13 protein-coding genes and 1 riboswitch are annotated in these 16,174 nt (G+C 68.4%); of the genes, 2 read left to right on the top strand and 11 right to left on the bottom strand.

The window, feature by feature from the left end; translation table 11 throughout:
- Window positions 1-62: 62 nt before the first annotated feature.
- Genes ACZI8W_RS17760 through ACZI8W_RS17745 form a run of 4 tightly spaced genes read right to left on the bottom strand, consistent with a single transcriptional unit; the run spans window position 63 to window position 5,877 of the window.
- Window positions 63-1,001: a cobalamin biosynthesis protein gene (locus ACZI8W_RS17760; RefSeq protein WP_463369827.1), complete on the bottom strand. Its 939-nt coding sequence runs from the start codon at window positions 999-1,001 to the stop codon at window positions 63-65.
- Window positions 983-3,352: a bifunctional hydrogenobyrinic acid a,c-diamide synthase/histidinol phosphate aminotransferase CobBC gene (locus tag ACZI8W_RS17755; protein WP_463369826.1), complete on the bottom strand. Its 2,370-nt coding sequence runs from the start codon at window positions 3,350-3,352 to the stop codon at window positions 983-985. Before ACZI8W_RS17755 ends, ACZI8W_RS17760 begins: the two co-directional genes overlap by 19 nt.
- A gap of 27 nt (window positions 3,353-3,379) precedes the next feature.
- Complete coding sequence (gene cobO, locus ACZI8W_RS17750) at window positions 3,380-3,994, bottom strand: cob(I)yrinic acid a,c-diamide adenosyltransferase (RefSeq protein WP_463369825.1); 615 nt, start codon at window positions 3,992-3,994, stop codon at window positions 3,380-3,382.
- Entirely contained in the window at window positions 3,994-5,877 is a 1,884-nt protein-coding gene (locus tag ACZI8W_RS17745; RefSeq protein WP_463369824.1) for a VWA domain-containing protein, read from the bottom strand. The genes cobO and ACZI8W_RS17745 overlap by 1 nt, the downstream gene beginning before the upstream one ends.
- Window positions 5,878-5,911: 34 nt before the next feature.
- A riboswitch (cobalamin riboswitch) is annotated at window positions 5,912-6,103 on the bottom strand.
- A gap of 56 nt (window positions 6,104-6,159) precedes the next feature.
- Here ACZI8W_RS17745 and cbiE point away from each other — a divergent pair.
- Both cbiE and ACZI8W_RS17735 read left to right on the top strand, forming a co-directional pair.
- A complete protein-coding gene (gene cbiE, locus ACZI8W_RS17740) occupies window positions 6,160-7,359 on the top strand; it encodes a precorrin-6y C5,15-methyltransferase (decarboxylating) subunit CbiE (RefSeq protein ID WP_463369823.1) in 1,200 nt (399 codons plus the stop codon).
- Window positions 7,356-8,111, top strand: coding sequence for a cobalt-precorrin-4/precorrin-4 C(11)-methyltransferase (locus tag ACZI8W_RS17735; protein ID WP_463369822.1), 756 nt, complete (start codon window positions 7,356-7,358; stop codon window positions 8,109-8,111). The genes cbiE and ACZI8W_RS17735 overlap by 4 nt, the downstream gene beginning before the upstream one ends.
- Here ACZI8W_RS17735 and ACZI8W_RS17730 read toward each other — a convergent pair.
- The 7 genes from ACZI8W_RS17730 to ACZI8W_RS17700 all read right to left on the bottom strand — a co-directional run bounded on the left by ACZI8W_RS17730 (window position 8,104) and on the right by ACZI8W_RS17700 (window position 16,170).
- Window positions 8,104-8,940 (bottom strand): mycofactocin-coupled SDR family oxidoreductase, encoded by an 837-nt coding sequence (locus ACZI8W_RS17730; protein WP_463369821.1) that lies wholly within the window; start codon window positions 8,938-8,940, stop codon window positions 8,104-8,106. The genes ACZI8W_RS17735 and ACZI8W_RS17730 overlap by 8 nt on opposite strands.
- Complete coding sequence (locus tag ACZI8W_RS17725; RefSeq protein ID WP_463369820.1) at window positions 8,937-9,428, bottom strand: (2Fe-2S)-binding protein; 492 nt, start codon at window positions 9,426-9,428, stop codon at window positions 8,937-8,939. Before ACZI8W_RS17725 ends, ACZI8W_RS17730 begins: the two co-directional genes overlap by 4 nt.
- Entirely contained in the window at window positions 9,425-10,312 is an 888-nt protein-coding gene (locus ACZI8W_RS17720) for an FAD binding domain-containing protein (protein ID WP_463369819.1), read from the bottom strand. The genes ACZI8W_RS17725 and ACZI8W_RS17720 overlap by 4 nt, the downstream gene beginning before the upstream one ends.
- A complete protein-coding gene (locus ACZI8W_RS17715) occupies window positions 10,309-12,636 on the bottom strand; it encodes a xanthine dehydrogenase family protein molybdopterin-binding subunit (RefSeq protein WP_463369818.1) in 2,328 nt (775 codons plus the stop codon). Before ACZI8W_RS17715 ends, ACZI8W_RS17720 begins: the two co-directional genes overlap by 4 nt.
- 281 nt (window positions 12,637-12,917) lie before the next feature.
- Window positions 12,918-14,438 (bottom strand): precorrin-2 C(20)-methyltransferase, encoded by a 1,521-nt coding sequence (locus ACZI8W_RS17710; protein ID WP_463369817.1) that lies wholly within the window; start codon window positions 14,436-14,438, stop codon window positions 12,918-12,920.
- On the bottom strand, window positions 14,435-15,085 hold the full coding sequence (locus ACZI8W_RS17705; RefSeq protein WP_463369816.1) for a precorrin-8X methylmutase: 651 nt from the start codon (window positions 15,083-15,085) through the stop codon (window positions 14,435-14,437). The genes ACZI8W_RS17710 and ACZI8W_RS17705 overlap by 4 nt, the downstream gene beginning before the upstream one ends.
- The gene (locus ACZI8W_RS17700; RefSeq protein ID WP_463369815.1) at window positions 15,082-16,170 is read right to left on the bottom strand and encodes a cobalamin biosynthesis protein CobG; all 1,089 of its coding nucleotides are present in this window, start codon (window positions 16,168-16,170) and stop codon (window positions 15,082-15,084) included. Before ACZI8W_RS17700 ends, ACZI8W_RS17705 begins: the two co-directional genes overlap by 4 nt.
- Between the last annotated feature and the right edge of the window lie 4 nt (window positions 16,171-16,174).

Below are 16,174 nucleotides of genomic sequence, written 5' to 3'. Positions count from 1 at the left end.
CGCGCAGACAGCCGCAACCGTGCCGAACGGTTGTGGCTGTCTGTTGCTGCTGAACATTCGAATCAACGAGTGGCGCAGGCGATGAGCGTGGCCACTGCCAGCGCACCCAGCCCGACCCGGGACGCGAGCCGTGCGGTGGGGTCGATGTCGTCAGGTGTGGGTGTCGGCCCGTCGCCGAGCGTGCCGCGGTTCTCGGCGCCACCGTCGTAGATGTTGACGCCACCGAGCTGCACACCGAGTGCTCCCGCGAACGACGCCTCCACTGGACCGGCATTCGGGCTCGGATGCTGGGGCGCATCCCGTCGCCACGCACGCATCGCAGCCCGCGGCCGGGGGCCCAGGCCGGCGGCGAGCAGCGCCGACAACCGTGCGGGTGCGAGGTTGAGCAGATCGTCGAACCGCGCCGACGCCCACCCGAACTTCTCGAGGCGCGGGGTGCGATGACCGACGCGGGCGTCGAGGGTGTTCGCCGCGCGGTAGCCCAGCAATCCGGCCGGGCCGAGCAGTGCGCCCCAGAACAGTGGTGCAACAACGGCATCGGAGGTGTTCTCGGCGACCGACTCGATGGTGGCGCGGGCGATACCGTTCTCGTCGAGTCGCGACGGGTCGCGCCCGACCAGGTGGGTCACCTGTACCCGAGCCGCAGCAAGATCGCCGTCACGCAACTGTGCATCGAGGGTGCGGGCTTCGCGACCGAGGGAGCAGCCACCGAGGACGATCCACGTTGCGGTGGCGGTCACCACGACCCCGAGCCAGGGCCGCGACCGGGTGGCGCGGTCGGCGACAACGCCGAGCGCGGCCGCCGAACCGACGAGTACCGACGTGAACGCCACACCCGCGACACGGTTGTCGGCGTAGAGGACCTTCTCCGTGGCGCGCGCGAGCCTGCCGAAACCGCTCACCGGATGCCAGCGACGGGGATCGCCGAACACCTGATCGGCCGCGTACCCGAGCACTAGGCCCGCGGCTCTCGACGGGCCGCTCACAGGATCGATCGCCACGCATCCGTCAAGGCGTCGGTCACCCCGCGGTCGCGGACGGCGATCCGCACCCAGTCGTCGCCGAGCCCGGGGAAGGTGTCGCCGCGGCGTAGCGCAAAACCCTGTGCACGCAGCTTCTCCCGGGTTCCCGATGCCACGCGGACGAGTACGAACGGTGCAGCCGGAGAGCCGGCGACTTCGAGTCCGATGCCGGTCAATGCCTCAACCAGTGCCGCCCGGTCGGCGGCGATCTCACCGGCGATCAGGGTCGCTTCGTCCGTTGCGCGGGGAGCGGCGCACGCGATCATCGCCGCGGCCGCGGGTGTCGACACCGACCACGGAGGTTGCTGCGCCGCGAGATCGGCAAGGACCGCCGGATCGCCGACGACGTATCCCGCGCGCACCCCGGGGATCGCCCAGGTCTTCGTCAACGACCGCACCGTGATCAGTCCGGAGATGCTCTCGTTCGACAGCGATTCCGTTTCTCCGGGTATCGCATCCATGAACGCCTCGTCGATCACCACGACCCGCCCCGGGCGCACCAGTGACCGCAGCGTCGACGCCGGGTGCAGCACCGAGGTGGGATTGGTGGGGTTGCCGACGACCACGAGATCCGCGTCGTCGGGCACCGCGCCGGCATCCAGCCGGAACCCGTCGTCGGCGTGCAGGAGCACGCGCCGCACCTCGTGGCCGGCAGCGAGGAGCGCGGCTTCGGGTTCGGTGAACTGCGGGTGCACCACCACCGGCATCCGCCACGGCCGCGCACGCGCGATCAACGTGAACGCTTCGGCGCCCCCCGCGGTGGGTAGCACGTCGTCGATGCGGCGCCGATGCCGCCCGGCGAGCGCGGCGCGGGCCGCGCTCGGATCGGGATAGCGGTCGAGCACCTCGAGCGACGAGCACAGCGCATCGTCGAGCCACCGTGGGCGTGGCCGCCGGGACACGTTCACGGCGAGGTCGACGAGACCGTCGGTGGCGTCGCGGTCGCCGTGATGATTCAGGTCCGGACCCGCGACACGCGGCTTTCGAGGGGGCGCCGCCACCGGCGCCGCTACCCGGGCAGCAGCGACGAAGCGCTCCGCGAGCTGCGGATGCCCCGCCCAATGTGTGTGCAGGTACGACGCGTGCAGCGTCGCGGTTGCGAAGCCATCGGGACGTCCGTCCAGCAGCCACGCGGGGGAGGAGCCGGGTTCGACGGTCGTGCGGTGGAATTCGTGACCCGTCACCCGGGTTCCGGCAGGTCCGAGCAGGCCGTCGGCGGGTGCGATCGCCGTGCGGTAGCCGAGGGTGAGCCGCGGTGTCATGCAGGCGGACGCCTCCAGCGCACCGACCATGTCGGCGCCGTCGACGTCCCGGCACAGATACAGCAGACCGGCGCATTCGGCGACGGTGGGCACTCCGCCTGCGATGGCAGCGCGAAGATGTTCGCGCAACGGAGCATTGGACGAGATATCCGCCGCGTGGACCTCGGGGAAGCCTCCGCCGAGGTAGATGCCGGCGGTGTCGTCGGGCAGGGTCTCGTCGCGCAACGGGTCGAAGGTGACCGTCCGGCATCCGGCCGCGCGCAGGATCTCCTCGGTTTCGGTGTAGCGGAACGTGAACGCGCGTCCGCCCGCCACCGCGATCACCGGACCATCGGTGCCGGAGACTGGAGGAGCCCACGGGGAATCAGTCAGGTCGGGTGCGGACCGTGCGATACGCACGACCTCGTCGAGGTCGATGTGTTCGGCGATCTGCGACGCGAGCCGGTCGAGTTGGCCTGCGGCCTCGGCGCGTTCCTGAGCCGGAACGAGACCCAGATGTCGTGACGGCGCAGAGATCCCGTCGTCGCGCTGCAGTACACCGAGCACGGGTATGCCGGTGGATTCGAGTGCGGCGATCACCTCGTCCGAATGTCGCGGCGACCCGGCCTTGTTCAGGATGACACCGGCGATGCGGACACCCCGGTCGTACGACGCCATGCCGTGGACGACCGCGGCGACGGATCGCGACGCGTGCGAGATGTCGACGACGAGAATCACCGGTGCGCCCAGCAGTCCCGCGACGTGGGCGGTGGACGCGTACCCGTCGGTGCCGAGCATCCCGTCGTAGAGGCCCATGACGCCCTCGACGACCGCCATGTCGGCGCCGGTCGCGCCGTGCAGGAACAGGGGCGCAACCAGGTCGTCGCCGACGAGATGCGGATCGAGGTTGCGTCCGGGCCGACCGGTCGCGAGGGCGTGGTAACCGGGGTCGATGTAGTCGGGGCCGATCTTGTGCCCCGACACCGTGTGGCCGCCGCGGCGCAAAGCGGCCATGAGACCTGTTGCAACGGTGGTCTTCCCGTGCCCGGATGCCGGTGCAGCAACGACGAAGCGCGGAATCGCTACCATGCTGAAATCACTACCACGCTGCCCCCGCTACCATTCGATGCCCTTCTGGCCTTTCTGCCCCGCATCCATCGGGTGCTTGATCTTCGTCATCTCGGTGACCAGGTCGGCGACCTCGATCAGCTTGGGGTCGGCGCGGCGCCCGGTGATCATCACGTGTTGATGTCCGGTCCGCGACGTCAGCGTGTCGACGACCTCGTCGACGTCGATCCAACCCCAGTTGATCGGATACGTGAATTCGTCGAGCACGTACAGGCCGTGTTGCTGGGCGGCGAGGCGTCGCTGAATCTCGCGCCACCCGGCGAGGGCATCGGCGGCGTGGTCTTCGTCGCTGCCTTCCTTGCGCGACCACGACCAGCCCGAGCCCATCTTGTGCCACTCGATCGCGCCACCGGTGCCGCGCTCGTCGTGCAGCTCACCGAGGGTTTCGAATGCGGTCTGCTCACCGAGCCGCCATTTCGCCGACTTGACGAACTGGAACACCGCGACCGACCAGCCCTGATTCCATCCACGCAAGGCCAACCCGAATGCGGCGGTGGATTTGCCCTTGCCGTCTCCCGTGTTGACCATCAGCAACGGGCGGTTACGGCGCTGGCGGGTGGTGAGCCCGTCGTTCGGTACGACCTCGGGTTGTCCCTTCGGCATCAGGCTGCTCTCCCACGCACGATCGAGGTGAGGGCGTCGGCGTGAACCTCGCCCACATGTACATATTCGGCGCCGAGCCGGTCGGCGAGTTGCGCCGCGAGCCCCATCCGGAAGCGGCCGGTTTCGGAGTCGACGACGACCGCTGCTACACCCTGGGCTGCGAGGACGTCGGCGGCCTCGAGCGACCGTGCGACCGCGTCGGTACCCGAGGTTGCGCGTCCGTCGGTGACGACGACGAGCAGCGCCCGGCGGTCCGGGTCGCGCAGCCGGTGCCTGCGGATGGTCTCGGCGGCCTCGGCAAGTCCTTCGGCGAGAGGGGTGCGGCCCCCGGCCGGAAGTTCCCGCAGACGCGCGGCCGCGACATCCACCGAGTTCGTCGGGGGCAGCGCCACGGTTGCACTGCTGCCGCGGAACGTCACGAGGCCGACCGTGTCGCGGCGGCGGTACGCGTCGAGCAGCAGCGACAGGATTGCAGTCTTGACCTGCGTCATCCGCTTCTGTGCGGCCATCGACCCGGATGCGTCGACGCACAGCAAGACGAGGTTGGCCTCCCGGCCCTCGACGACCTTGCGTCGCACCTGCCAGCCGCGTGAGGTCAGCGCGCTGGCGCGGATCGTCGCGGGTAGATGGACTGCGCCCGTGTCGCCGGCGCGGTCGCCCACGGTGCGGCCGATCGTGGTCGCCGCTTTCGATCGTCGGCCCGCGACACCGTGCCCGGTGCGATCGACGGAGAACAGACGCGCGCGATACGGATCGGCGGGGGAATCCACCGAGGTCGAAGCGCTGCCGTTCGTCCCGGAGGTGGAGGTTGCAGGGTCGGGTGCGCCGCCACCGTCGGGGTCGTCGTCGGGGTCGTCGTCGGGTTCCGGTTGCGCATCGGGCCGGTTCAGCAAGTCGTCGAGCAGATCATCGCCGGTGTCGGGATTGTCGAACGGGTTGCGGCGTCGCCGATGCGGCAGCGCGAGTTTCGCGGCGACCGCCACGTCCTCGCGGGTCACGTCGTCGCGACCGGCCCATGCCGCGTGCGCGACCGCGGTCTTGGCGGTGACGAGATCGGCCCGCATACCGTCGACGCCGAACGCCGCGCAGATCTCGGCGATCGACACCAGAGCGTCGTCGCCCAGGCGCACCGTCGCCACCCGCTCGCGGGCCGCGGCGATCCGTCGCGACAACTCCTGCTCGGCCTCGGCCCACTGCGCGACGAACGAGTCGGGGTCCGCGTCGAACGCCAGGCGGCGGCGCACGATCTCGACGCGCAACTGCGGGTCGCGGGGGGCTGCGACGTCGACGGCGAGCCCGAACCGGTCGAGGAGCTGCGGCCGGAGCTCACCCTCCTCGGGGTTCATGGTTCCCACCAGCACGAACGAGGCGGCGTGACTCACGGACACCCCATCGCGCTCGACTGTCGATCGCCCCATGGCGGCGGCGTCGAGCAGCAGGTCGACGAGGTGGTCGTGGAGCAGGTTCACCTCGTCGACGTACAACACACCGCGGTGTGCGAGCGCGAGCAGGCCCGGCTCGTACTCAGCGGTACGGGCCGCCAGCGCTTTGCCCAGGTGCAGAGATCCGGTGACGCGGTCTTCGCTCGCGCCGACGGGGAACTCCACGAGCCGTGCGGGCCGGATGTGCGACGGCGTGCCGGCCGGATGCGGACCGTCGGGGCAGCGCGGATCGGGGGAGGACGGGTCGCAGGCGAACCGGCAGCCCTCGACCTCCGCGACCTGCGGCAACAGCCCTGCTTGCGCACGCACCATGGTCGATTTGGCGGTGCCCTTCTCTCCGCGCACCAGCACTCCGCCGATCGACGGGGACACGGCACACAACGTCAGGGCCAGCGCCAGGTCGTCGGACCCGACGACAGCGCTGAACGGATACACGAGCACTCCAACCTCCACAGGCTCCCGCTGGGATGTCCACTTCGGCAACCGATCGAAGGCCGGTCTTCGGACTTCCCGGTCGAGCGTCGTGCGATCGCCTTCCCGGACTGCTCCGGTGGCTGCGCTCACGCGCATGATCGACGACTCCCGGGTCACCGCAGCGGGCCTGTGCCGGATTCTCACCGGCTTCCCGATTATCCCTGCGAAGGGCACCTTCGATGTGTCTTGCCGCGGCCGAGTCTATCCACACCCGCCCACCTCCAGGGCCACGGGTTAGTGTTCACGGCCATGGGTTCACGGATCACCGTCGTCGGAATCGGTGCCGACGGCTGGAGCAGCGTGCCGGCGACCGGCCGCGAGCACGTGCTCGCCGCCGACGTACTGCTCGGCGGCGAGCGGCACCTCGCGATGATCCCGCCGACCGACGCAGTCCGCGAGCCGTGGCCGTCCCCGCTGCTCAGCGGTCTCGACGACCTGCTGGCCCGGCACCCCGGCAGGGTCGTGGCGCTTGCGTCCGGCGACCCCTTGGTATCGGGCATCGGATCTACCCTCCTCCGTCGTCTGGGCAGCGACGCAGTCGAGGTGATCCCCGCGGTGTCCTCGGTGGCGCTCGCCCGGGCACGCATGGGGTGGGCAGCCGAGGAATGCGACACCGTGACCCTCGTCGGCCGCGACGTCGACGCCCTGCGCCGCTACCTGACGTGCGGGCGACGCCTGATCGTGCTGACGTCGAACTCGTCGAGTCTTGCGGAGATCGCGCGGTTGCTCGTGGGGGAGGGGTTCGCCGAGGCGGCGGTGACAGTGCTCGGCAACCTGGGCGGTGACGAAGACAGAATCGACGGCACCGCGGGCGATCTCGTGGACGCGACCGCGCCGCAGCTCAGTCTGCTGTGCATCGAGTGCGGCGGCGCCGACGGGTCGGCCACGACACCGGGACTCCCGGACGACTGCTTCGAGAACGACGGTCAGCTCAGCAAGCGGCCGATCCGGGCTGCCGCGGTATGCGCACTGGCACCGCGCCCCGGAGAGTTGTTGTGGGACGTGGGAGCCGGTGCCGGGTCGGTCGGTATCGAGTGGGCTCGCACCGATCCGCGTTGCCGCACCATCGCGATCGAGAAGGACCCGGCACGCGCCGATGCGATCGAGCGCAACGCCGCCAGGCTCGGCGTGCCGTCCTTGCTCGTCGTGAGAGGTGGTGCACCAGAGGCGCTGTCCGGGTTGGAGGTACCCGACGCGATCTTCGTCGGAGGCGGAGGTAGCCAGGACGGAATAATCGAGACATGCTGGCAGGCAGTGCGGCCGGGTGGCCGCCTGGTGGTGCATGCGGTGACCCTCGAGACCGAGGCCGTGCTCGTGCCGTGGTGGAAGAAGTGCGGAGGCGAGCTGTCGCGGTTGTCCGTCGAACAGGCCTCATCGATCGGAACGTTCACCGGGTGGCAATCACTGCGCCCTGTCGTTCAGTGGAGTGTAACGAAAGGTAACCAATGACCGTGCATTTCGTGGGCTCCGGCCCCGGCGCCGCCGACTTGTTGACGCTGCGGGCCGTCAATCTGCTCCGCACAGCTCCGGTCGTGCTGTACGCGGGTACCTATCTCGACGCCGAGATTCTCGCGCACTGCAAAGGCGACGCCGAACTGATCGACACCCAGCATCTCGACCTCGAGCAGATCACCGCGCACCTCGTCGATGCCGACCGCCGCGGACTCGATGCTGTGCGGCTGTGCTCCGGCGACCCGTCGCTGTACTCGGCGCTCACCGAGCAGACCCGGCGTCTCGACGCCGAAGGTGTTGGGTGGGACGTCACCCCGGGTGTCCCGGCCTACGCGGCTGCCGCGGCGACGCTCGGCACGGAACTGACCGTGCCGGAACTCGTTCAGACCGTCGTGCTCACCCGTACGCAGGCGCGGTCGACGTCGATGCCCGACACCGAAGCGCTCGCGCGGGTCGCCGGTCTCGAGGCGAGTTTGGTGCTGCACCTGGCCATCACCCGGATACGCGCGCTCGCCGCCGAACTCTCCGAGACCTACGGTCCGGACTGTCCGGCGGCGGTGGTGGCGTTCGCGTCGCGCCCGAATCAGATCGTGCTGCGCGGTACGCTCACCGACATTGCAGAGAAGGTCGAGGTTGCGGGGTTGAAGCACACCGCAGTGATCCTCGTCGGGCGCGCCCTCGGTGTCCGGGACACACCCGACGTGGCGTGTTCACATCTCTACGATCCGGCGCGCGACCGGTCTATTTGAGCATCGCGCCGGCGTCGACCGGCAGGGTGACGCCGGTGATGAACCGCGACTCCTCGGACGCGAGGAACAGCACCGCGTTGCTGATGTCGATCGCGTCCACCCACGGGGTCGGCAGCACATGCATCATCTGCGACAGTGGAGCGAAATCGTCCTTCGTGGGGTGCTCGAGATCGGGGCGGAACATCTTGAATGTCGACTCGTTGAGAAGCATCGGGGTGCTCACCTGCGTCGGGCAGATGGCGTTGACGCGGATGCTCTCCTCGCCGAGCTCCATGGCGAGGGTGCGCATGATGCCGATCATTCCGTGCTTGGCGGAGACGTAGTGCCCGACACTCGGCAGAGCCCGGATGCCGCCGACGGAGCTGGTGAGGATGATCGAGCCACCGTTGCCTGCTTCGCGCATGTGCGGCACCGAGACGCGCGTGGTCGCCCATACTCCGGTCAGGTTGACGTCGATCATGTCGCGCCAGCCCTTTTCGTCGAGAGCATCGAGACGATCACCCGAGCTCGCGAGACCCGCATTGGCGCAGATGATGTCGAGACGCCCGAACTGTGCGACACCGTCGTCGACGATGCCCTGCATCGCGGCCATGTCGCGGACGTCGGCCTGTGCGGCGTGGATCTTGCCGCCCGCCTTCTCGACCAGCGAAACGGTCTCTTCGAGATCCTCGGGGGTCGACATCGGGATCGGCACACCGTCGAGCTGCTTACAGACGTCGACCGCGATGATGTTGGCGCCTTCTTCTGCCAATCTCACCGCGTGACTACGGCCTTGACCCCGTGCTGCGCCCGTGATGAACGCGACTTTGCCTTCGACCCGTCCGGTCATTGTTGCTCCCCTGTATTCGTTGTGGTGGCCGCGGCAGCTTTCACTGCCGCGATGATTCCCTGATATCCAGTGCATCGGCAGATGTTCCCGGACAGTGCTTCCCGGATCTCACCGTCGGTCGGCGACGGGTTCTCCTCCAGGAACGCCGTGGCCGATACGATGAACCCCGGTGTGCAGAAACCGCATTGGAGACCGTGGTGATCTCGGAACGCGGCCTGGACCGGCGACAGTGTGCCGTCGTCGGACGCCATGGCTTCGATGGTGGTGACCTCGGCGCCGTCGGCCTGCACCGCGAAGACGAGGCACGCGCGTACGGCCTCGCCGTCGAGCAGGACCGTGCACGCACCGCACACACCGTGTTCACAGCCGAGATGTGTTCCGGTGAGGCCGCAGTCGACGCGTAGGTAGTCGGCGAGGGTCAGTCGCGGCGGCACCGAGTGGCGGCGCGAACGTCCGTTGACATGAACCTCGATGTCTACATTGGTCATGCGAACCCCTCCCGAGCTGTTGCCTCGTCCACCGCGCGACGCCATGCACGTGCTGTGATCGTCGCCCCCACCCGCCGGCGGTAGGCGGCGGGGCCGTGCAGGTCGTCGGAGACCGTGTCGAGCGAACCGAGTGCGCTTCGTCCGACCTCGTCGGCATCGATGTCGCTGATGCTCCGGCCGAGAAGTTCCGACTCCACGGCGGTGACGCGGACGGGCGTGGGTGCTACACCGAACAGCGTGATCGCGCATCGATCGAGGGCCGATGCGGGATCGAGGCGGATCGCGATTGCTGCGCCGGCGAGTGCGAAGTCGCCGGCGCGTCGAGCGAATTCCTCGATCGCGAATCCGGAGCGCCCGCTCCACGTCGGGAAGTTCACTCCGGTGAGCAACTCGTCGGCGTCGAGATCGGTGGTCCACATCCCCGTGAAGAATTCCGAGGCCGGGATGGTGCGGCGACCTCGTGGAGACAAAGCCTCGATCTCGGCGTCCAGCGCCAATGCGACCGCGGGGTATTCGGCTGCGCCGTCGCCGTGCGCGATGGACCCTCCGAGGGTGCCGCGGTTGCGGATCTGGAAGTGGCCGATCAACGGTGTCGCGCGGGACAGCAGCGGGACCGCGGCCTCGAGTTCGGCGGACCGGCCGACTGTCGCGTGCGTGGTGCCCGCGCCGATCCACACCGCGTCGCTGCGCTGTTCGATGCCGCGCAGTTCCGCGAGTTTGCGCAGGTCCACGAGGTGATCGAACACAGCCAGCCGCAGGTTGAGCATCGGCATCAGGCTCTGTCCACCCGCGATGAACTTCGCTTCGTCGCCCAGTTCGGCGATGAGCTCGACCGCGTCGGTAGCGGTACCGGGTGCGTGATAGTCGAACGGCGAGGGCTTCATGCCTTCACCGCCCGGACCTCGTCGAGCATCGCGATGATGGTGGCGGGGGACAGGGGCAAGCGGGTCACTTCCACTCCGAAGGGGGCCAACGCATCGGCGACCGCGTTGACCACGGCCGGGGACGCTCCGATCGCGCCGCCCTCACCGACACCCTTGTAGCCGCCGGGTCCGGCGCTGGGCGATTCGACGTGCCCGATCTCGATGTCGGGGACGGTGTCGGTGGTGGGAAGCAGATAGTCCATGAACGTGGTGGTCACGGGGTTGCCGTCGTCGTCGTACGCCAGATGCTCGTAGAGGGCGCCGCCGATTCCCTGGACGGTGCCACCGTAGATCTGGCCTTCGACGATGTCGGGGTTGATCATCGGACCGCAGTCTTCGCCGACGATGAACCGGAGGATCTTCACCGCTCCCGTCTCGATGTCGACCTCGCATGTGCAGACGTGGGTGGCGTTGGCCCACAACATCATGGACGGCGAGTGGTAGCGACCGCTGGATTCGAGTCCCGGAGGTACACCGGGCGGCAGGGTCTCGGCCTGGAAGTAGGAGATCTCGGCGATCTCCTTCAATGTGATCCCGACGTTCGGGACGCCACGCACCGTCGCGCGGCTGCCGACGAACTCGATGTCGTCGGCCGCGGCTTCGAGTTTGTGTGCGGCGATGGCAAGAATCCGGTCGCGCAGCACCGATGCGGTTTCCCGCACTGCTCCCGCGATCATCGAGCCGGAGCGGCTGCCACCGGTTCCGGCGCCGAACGGGGTGATCGCCGTGTCGCCCTGGATGGTGTGGACGTCGGCGATGTCGACTCCGAGCGCATCGGCTGTGAGCTGCACGGCGGCGGTCTCGAGACTGTTACCCGACGACCCGCCGGCAACGTAGACGTTCACCTTGCCCGAGGGTTCGATGCGAATCGTCGCACCTTCGGTGGCGTGGAACGGCGTTGCACCCGTGGTGGGTTCGATGTAGGTGCAGGTGCCGACCCCGATGTAGCGACCCTCGGTGCGTGCGCGTTCCTGCTCCCGCCGGAATGCGTCGTAGTCGAGGATCGACAGGGCGTGCTCGAACGTTTCGAGCGGCGTCGAGTCGTTGTACGGCATGCCCAGCGGGTTGGCGAGCGGTAGGTCTGCGGCGCTGAGCATGTTGCGTCGCCGGAGTTCGACGGGGTCGATATCCATCTGACGTGCCGCGACGTCGAGCAGCATCTCGCGCGCCATGGATTCGAACTGCCACGGCCCGCGGTACGCGACCCGGCCGACGGTGTTCGTGTATGTCAGCTTCATCGAGAATGCGGCGGCGGGCACACGGTAGGGTCCGGGGAACAGCATCCCGACGACCGCCCCGGACGTCACCGGCGACGGAATCGGGTAGGCGCCCACATTCTGGATGTGGTCGATCGAGGCGCCGAGCAGCGTGCCGTCGGCGTCGAACGCGAAACGCGCATCGCCGCATTCCTGGCGGGCCACGCCGGCCGACATCATGTGTTCCTGCCGATCCTCGATCCATTTCAGCGCGGCCGGAAGCTTCCTGGCAGCGAGCAGTACGGCGACGTCCTCGCGCTGCGGAACGACCTTCTGGCCGAAGCCTCCACCGGTGTCGCGCATGATCACTCGGACGCTGTGCTCATCGAGTCCGAGGAGGCGGGCGGTGAAACCACGGACTTCGTGCGGGGATTGGGTGGAGGCCCAGACGGTCATCTCCCCGGCCGACCACTCGGCGATGAGGCCGCGGGTCTCCATGGGGACCGCGATGTAGGCCTGCTGGTGGATGGTTCGGGTGACCACGTGGGCTGCCTCGTCGAACGTCGTCGCGAGTTCCTCGGGGGGTGGGCCCCCCATGGCCGCGGCGATATTCGCGGGGTGCGCGGCGTGGACCAGTTCGTCGGCCCGATCGGCGGTGGTGTAGTCGACGACCGGTGTCAGCGCCTCGTAGTCGACTGCGACGAGTTCCACGGCGTCCTCCGCGATGTATCGATCGCGGGCCACGACCAGTGCGACGGGATCGCCGACGAAACGCACTTCGTCTTCGGCGAGCGGCGGCCAGTTCAGGGCCGGCATGTACGGACCGTCGAGCGCGTAGGTCTGCTCGTGGATTCCGGGTGCGAGGTCGGCGGCGAGGTACACCGCGTGGACGCCGTCGAGTGCGAGAGCCTCGGAGACGTCGATGTCGACGATCCGGGCGCGTGCGAATGGGCTGCGCACAAAGCATGCGTGGAGCATGCCGGGACGTGTCACGTCGTCGACGAACCTGCCGGCGCCGGTCAAGAGTCGGGGGTCTTCGACTCGCTTGATGCGGGTCCCGACGTACGCGGAAATGCTGGGTCTCGTCACGGAAATTCTCACCTCGACCTTCGGTGGATGCTGAGCAAGTGTCTAGCACCCTTCGGAGTGAGGTGTCAATCACATTCTCTTCAAGAGAGCATGTGCTTCTCGCTGGTGTGAGGTCCGGATGGGCCGTGTGACGTCGCGGAAATGGACGTGTCTCGGGGTCGGGCGGTACACGACTCCTTCGGCGGGGCAACCAAGAAAGGTTCCTCCGCCCGCAAGGGTTTCCGTTGGCTCAGAACCAACGGAAACCCTGGTCATAGGCGGAAAGTCTCGAACACGTGGTGTCAGTCGACTTCCACGGACCGTTTGGTCCACACTGCGCCTGACGGTGCGCTCGACGTCCCCGTCGCGCCGATGATGAGCAGGCACTTCATGTCGATGCTCGCGGGATCCAGCTTCTCCAGGGTGGTGACCTCGAGCGACTCACCCGGCCTGCCCACGTCCCGCCCGATCACGACGACGGTGTCGCCCGGCCGATACTGCAGGAACAGCGAACGCGCGTCGGCGACCTGCGTCGTCCGCGACCGAGACGCGGGATTGTAGATCCCCAGTACGAGATCGGCTCCTGCGATCGCGGCGAGTCGCTTCTCGATCACACTCCACGGCTTGATCCGATCCGACAGGCTCACGACCGCGAAATCCCCGCCGATGGGTGCGCCCGCGCGGGCTGCGACGGCCTGCACCGCCGACACACCCGGCAGCACACGGATCGGCACAGAGGAGTACTTCTGATCCTGCGCGGCTTCGAACACCGCCGACGCCATCCCGAACACCCCCGCGTCGCCGCCCGACACCACGGCCACCTTCTCACCGGACAATGCCAACTCGAGCGCGAACCTGGCGCGGTCGACCTCGACGGTGTTCCCACTCGAATGCCGTTGCAGACCGGGACGTACCGGTACCCGATCGACATACGGCCCGTACCCGACGATGTGATCGACCGACGCGAGCGCCGCCGATGCCTCGGGGGTGAGCCATCTCTCGTCGGCGGGGCCGAGTCCGATCACCAGCAATTCGTGTGTCTCGACCGAGGCTTCGGCCGCGGGCGTGACGGGGCGGGATCGGTCGATCATCCCGCGGTTGCGGGGAGCCTTGTCGCCGGCAGCGAGGATCACCGAAAAGTACGGCACCGTATCGGGATCCACGTCTGCGGCCGGGTCGATGCGTTGCCCGTCCATCGTTGCGCGCTCGACGTACACGGCGTCGTCGAGTCGCCCGGACTGTTCCAGGGCGCTTCGCACTGATTCGAAGGTGCGGCCCAGTTTCATGATGACCGCGCCGTCGGTATCGGCCAGTCGCCGTGCCAATTCGGGCTCGGGAAGGGTTCCCGGGAGGATGGTGAGTACATCGGTGCGGCGCACAAGCGGTTCCGCGGCTGCGGCCGCCGCGGCCGAGAACGATGTGACACCGGGAACAACCTCGGCTGCATAACTTTTCGACAACCGATCGTGAAGGTACATGTACGATCCGTAGAACAGCGGATCTCCCTCGCACAACACGACGACGGTGCGGTCGGCGTCGAGATGGACGGCAAGACGCGCAGCGCACTCGTCGTAGAAATCGGCGATCGCCCCGTCGTACCCGCCCGGATGATCCGTGGTGCCGACGGTGACGGGATACACCAGCTTTTCCTCGACCACGTCGTGCGGAATCAACTCGGCAGCGATACCGCGCGCGATCGAGCGGCCGTGCGTGCCCGAATGATAGGCGATCACGTCGGCCTCGGCGATCAAGCGCGCGGCCTTACGAGTGATGAGTTCCGGGTCGCCGGGACCGAGCCCGACTCCGTAGATCCTGCCGGTCATTCCTGCTCCTGAGCCAATGCGTTGAGCGCCGACGACGCCATGGCCGATCCACCCCGTCGTCCCCGCACCACGAGATGCGGGATCTGCAGGTCGTGTGCGATCAAGGCGTCCTTGGATTCGGCGGCGCCGATGAACCCGACGGGTACACCGACGATCGCCGCGGGACGCGGTGCGCCGGCATCGAGCAGCTCCAGTAGGTGGAACAGCGCGGTGGGTGCGTTGCCGATCGCGACGACCGCGCCCTCGAGCCGGTCGGCCCACAGCGACACGGCTGCGGCCGAGCGGGTGGTGTTCCACCGGTGCGCGAGTTCCGGCACCCGAGGATCGCCGAGGAGGCACAGCACGTCGTTGTCCGCCGGTAGCCGGGTACGGGTGACCCCGGCGGCGACCATATTCGCATCGGCCAAGATCGGTGCCCCTGCGTTCAGGGCCGTACGGGCCGCAGATACCAGATCGGGATGGATCACCAGGTCCTTCGCCAGGTCGGTCTGGCCGCTCGCGTGGATCATCCGCACCGCGACCTTCTCGGCGTCGCCCGGGATCGCCGCGAGGTCGGATTCGGCGCGGATCGTTGCGAACGAACGGACATAGATGTGCGCGCCGTCCGTCTCGTACTCGTAGCGGCGTGGTGGTGGCTGAAGGGTCACGTAGAGCTCCTGTGTGACGTCGAGCGGTTGGCGAAAACGAGGGTGTGCGGGGAATTCGGTGCACCGCAGGCGCGTTCGCAGCCGACGATATGTAGACGGTCTGCTGCGGTGCCGGAAGTGACGGTGCGACGGGCAAGTGCCCGGGTGTCACCTCGGGCGAGGCTACACCCGGGAGATCCGGTGCATGCGGTGACCCGGGGCCACGGGGAGTCATCCGACAACACGAATCCGGCGCCGGACAACGCGGCCGGATCGGTGTCGGAAGGAAGCACGAGGCCGCGCCACGGGGTGACGATCACGTCGTCGTCGGGTAGTGCCGTCGCCATCGACGGCGACAGGATTCCCAGCGGGACCAGCGCCGAGACGGCACCGACGAGTGCTCCGTAGGGCATCGCATACAACGGGAACGCGGGAGCCCGGCCGGAGCCCCCGAGTTCGGCGCCGCGCCCCGGTAGCTGCCGCACGTGCCAGCGCGTCCCGCGTGCCCGCGCGAACTCCAACGCCAAACCGATCAGGGTATCGACGACCTGCGACGTCGGTACGGTCGGGCCGTTCAGCTCGCCGATCACGATTCGTATCGCCGCGGAGTCCGTCGCGATGGCCGCGAGATCGCAGCGGAGTGCGGCAACATCACCGCGACCGTCGTCGATGCCGAACAGGAACCGGCCCGGTAGGTCGGCGAGCGCCGGCTGCGCGCACAGTGCCTTATCGAGAGCACCGATCAGTGGCCTGATATCGGCGACCCCGCCGAGGAGCCCCGACAACGGCGATGCGACCACGTTGCGCACTCGCTCGTGCGTCGGCGACGGCAGGAAACCGGCGGCCACGATTTCGTCGGTGAGCCCCGAGGGCACGTTGCCGCTCTCATCGAGAGCGACACCTCTGACCTGCAGATTTCCTCGCGAGGTGAGGTGCACGTCGCCGTCGGCGAATTCCTGCGACGCAGCCGAGAGCCGCCCGAGCCCGCCGGACGGAACACGGCCCCCGGCGGCGCGCACACGCACCAGCGCCCCGTCGGCTGCGACATGCGGTCGCAGCAGCCCGGGGCAGCGGTCGGGGGGAAGATCGGGCGAGACGTGCTCCACGGGA

This window comes from Rhodococcus ruitaii (assembly GCF_055230935.1).
The sequence above is the reverse complement of the archived record's forward strand: the minus strand, read 5'-3'. Positions and strand labels throughout refer to the sequence as shown.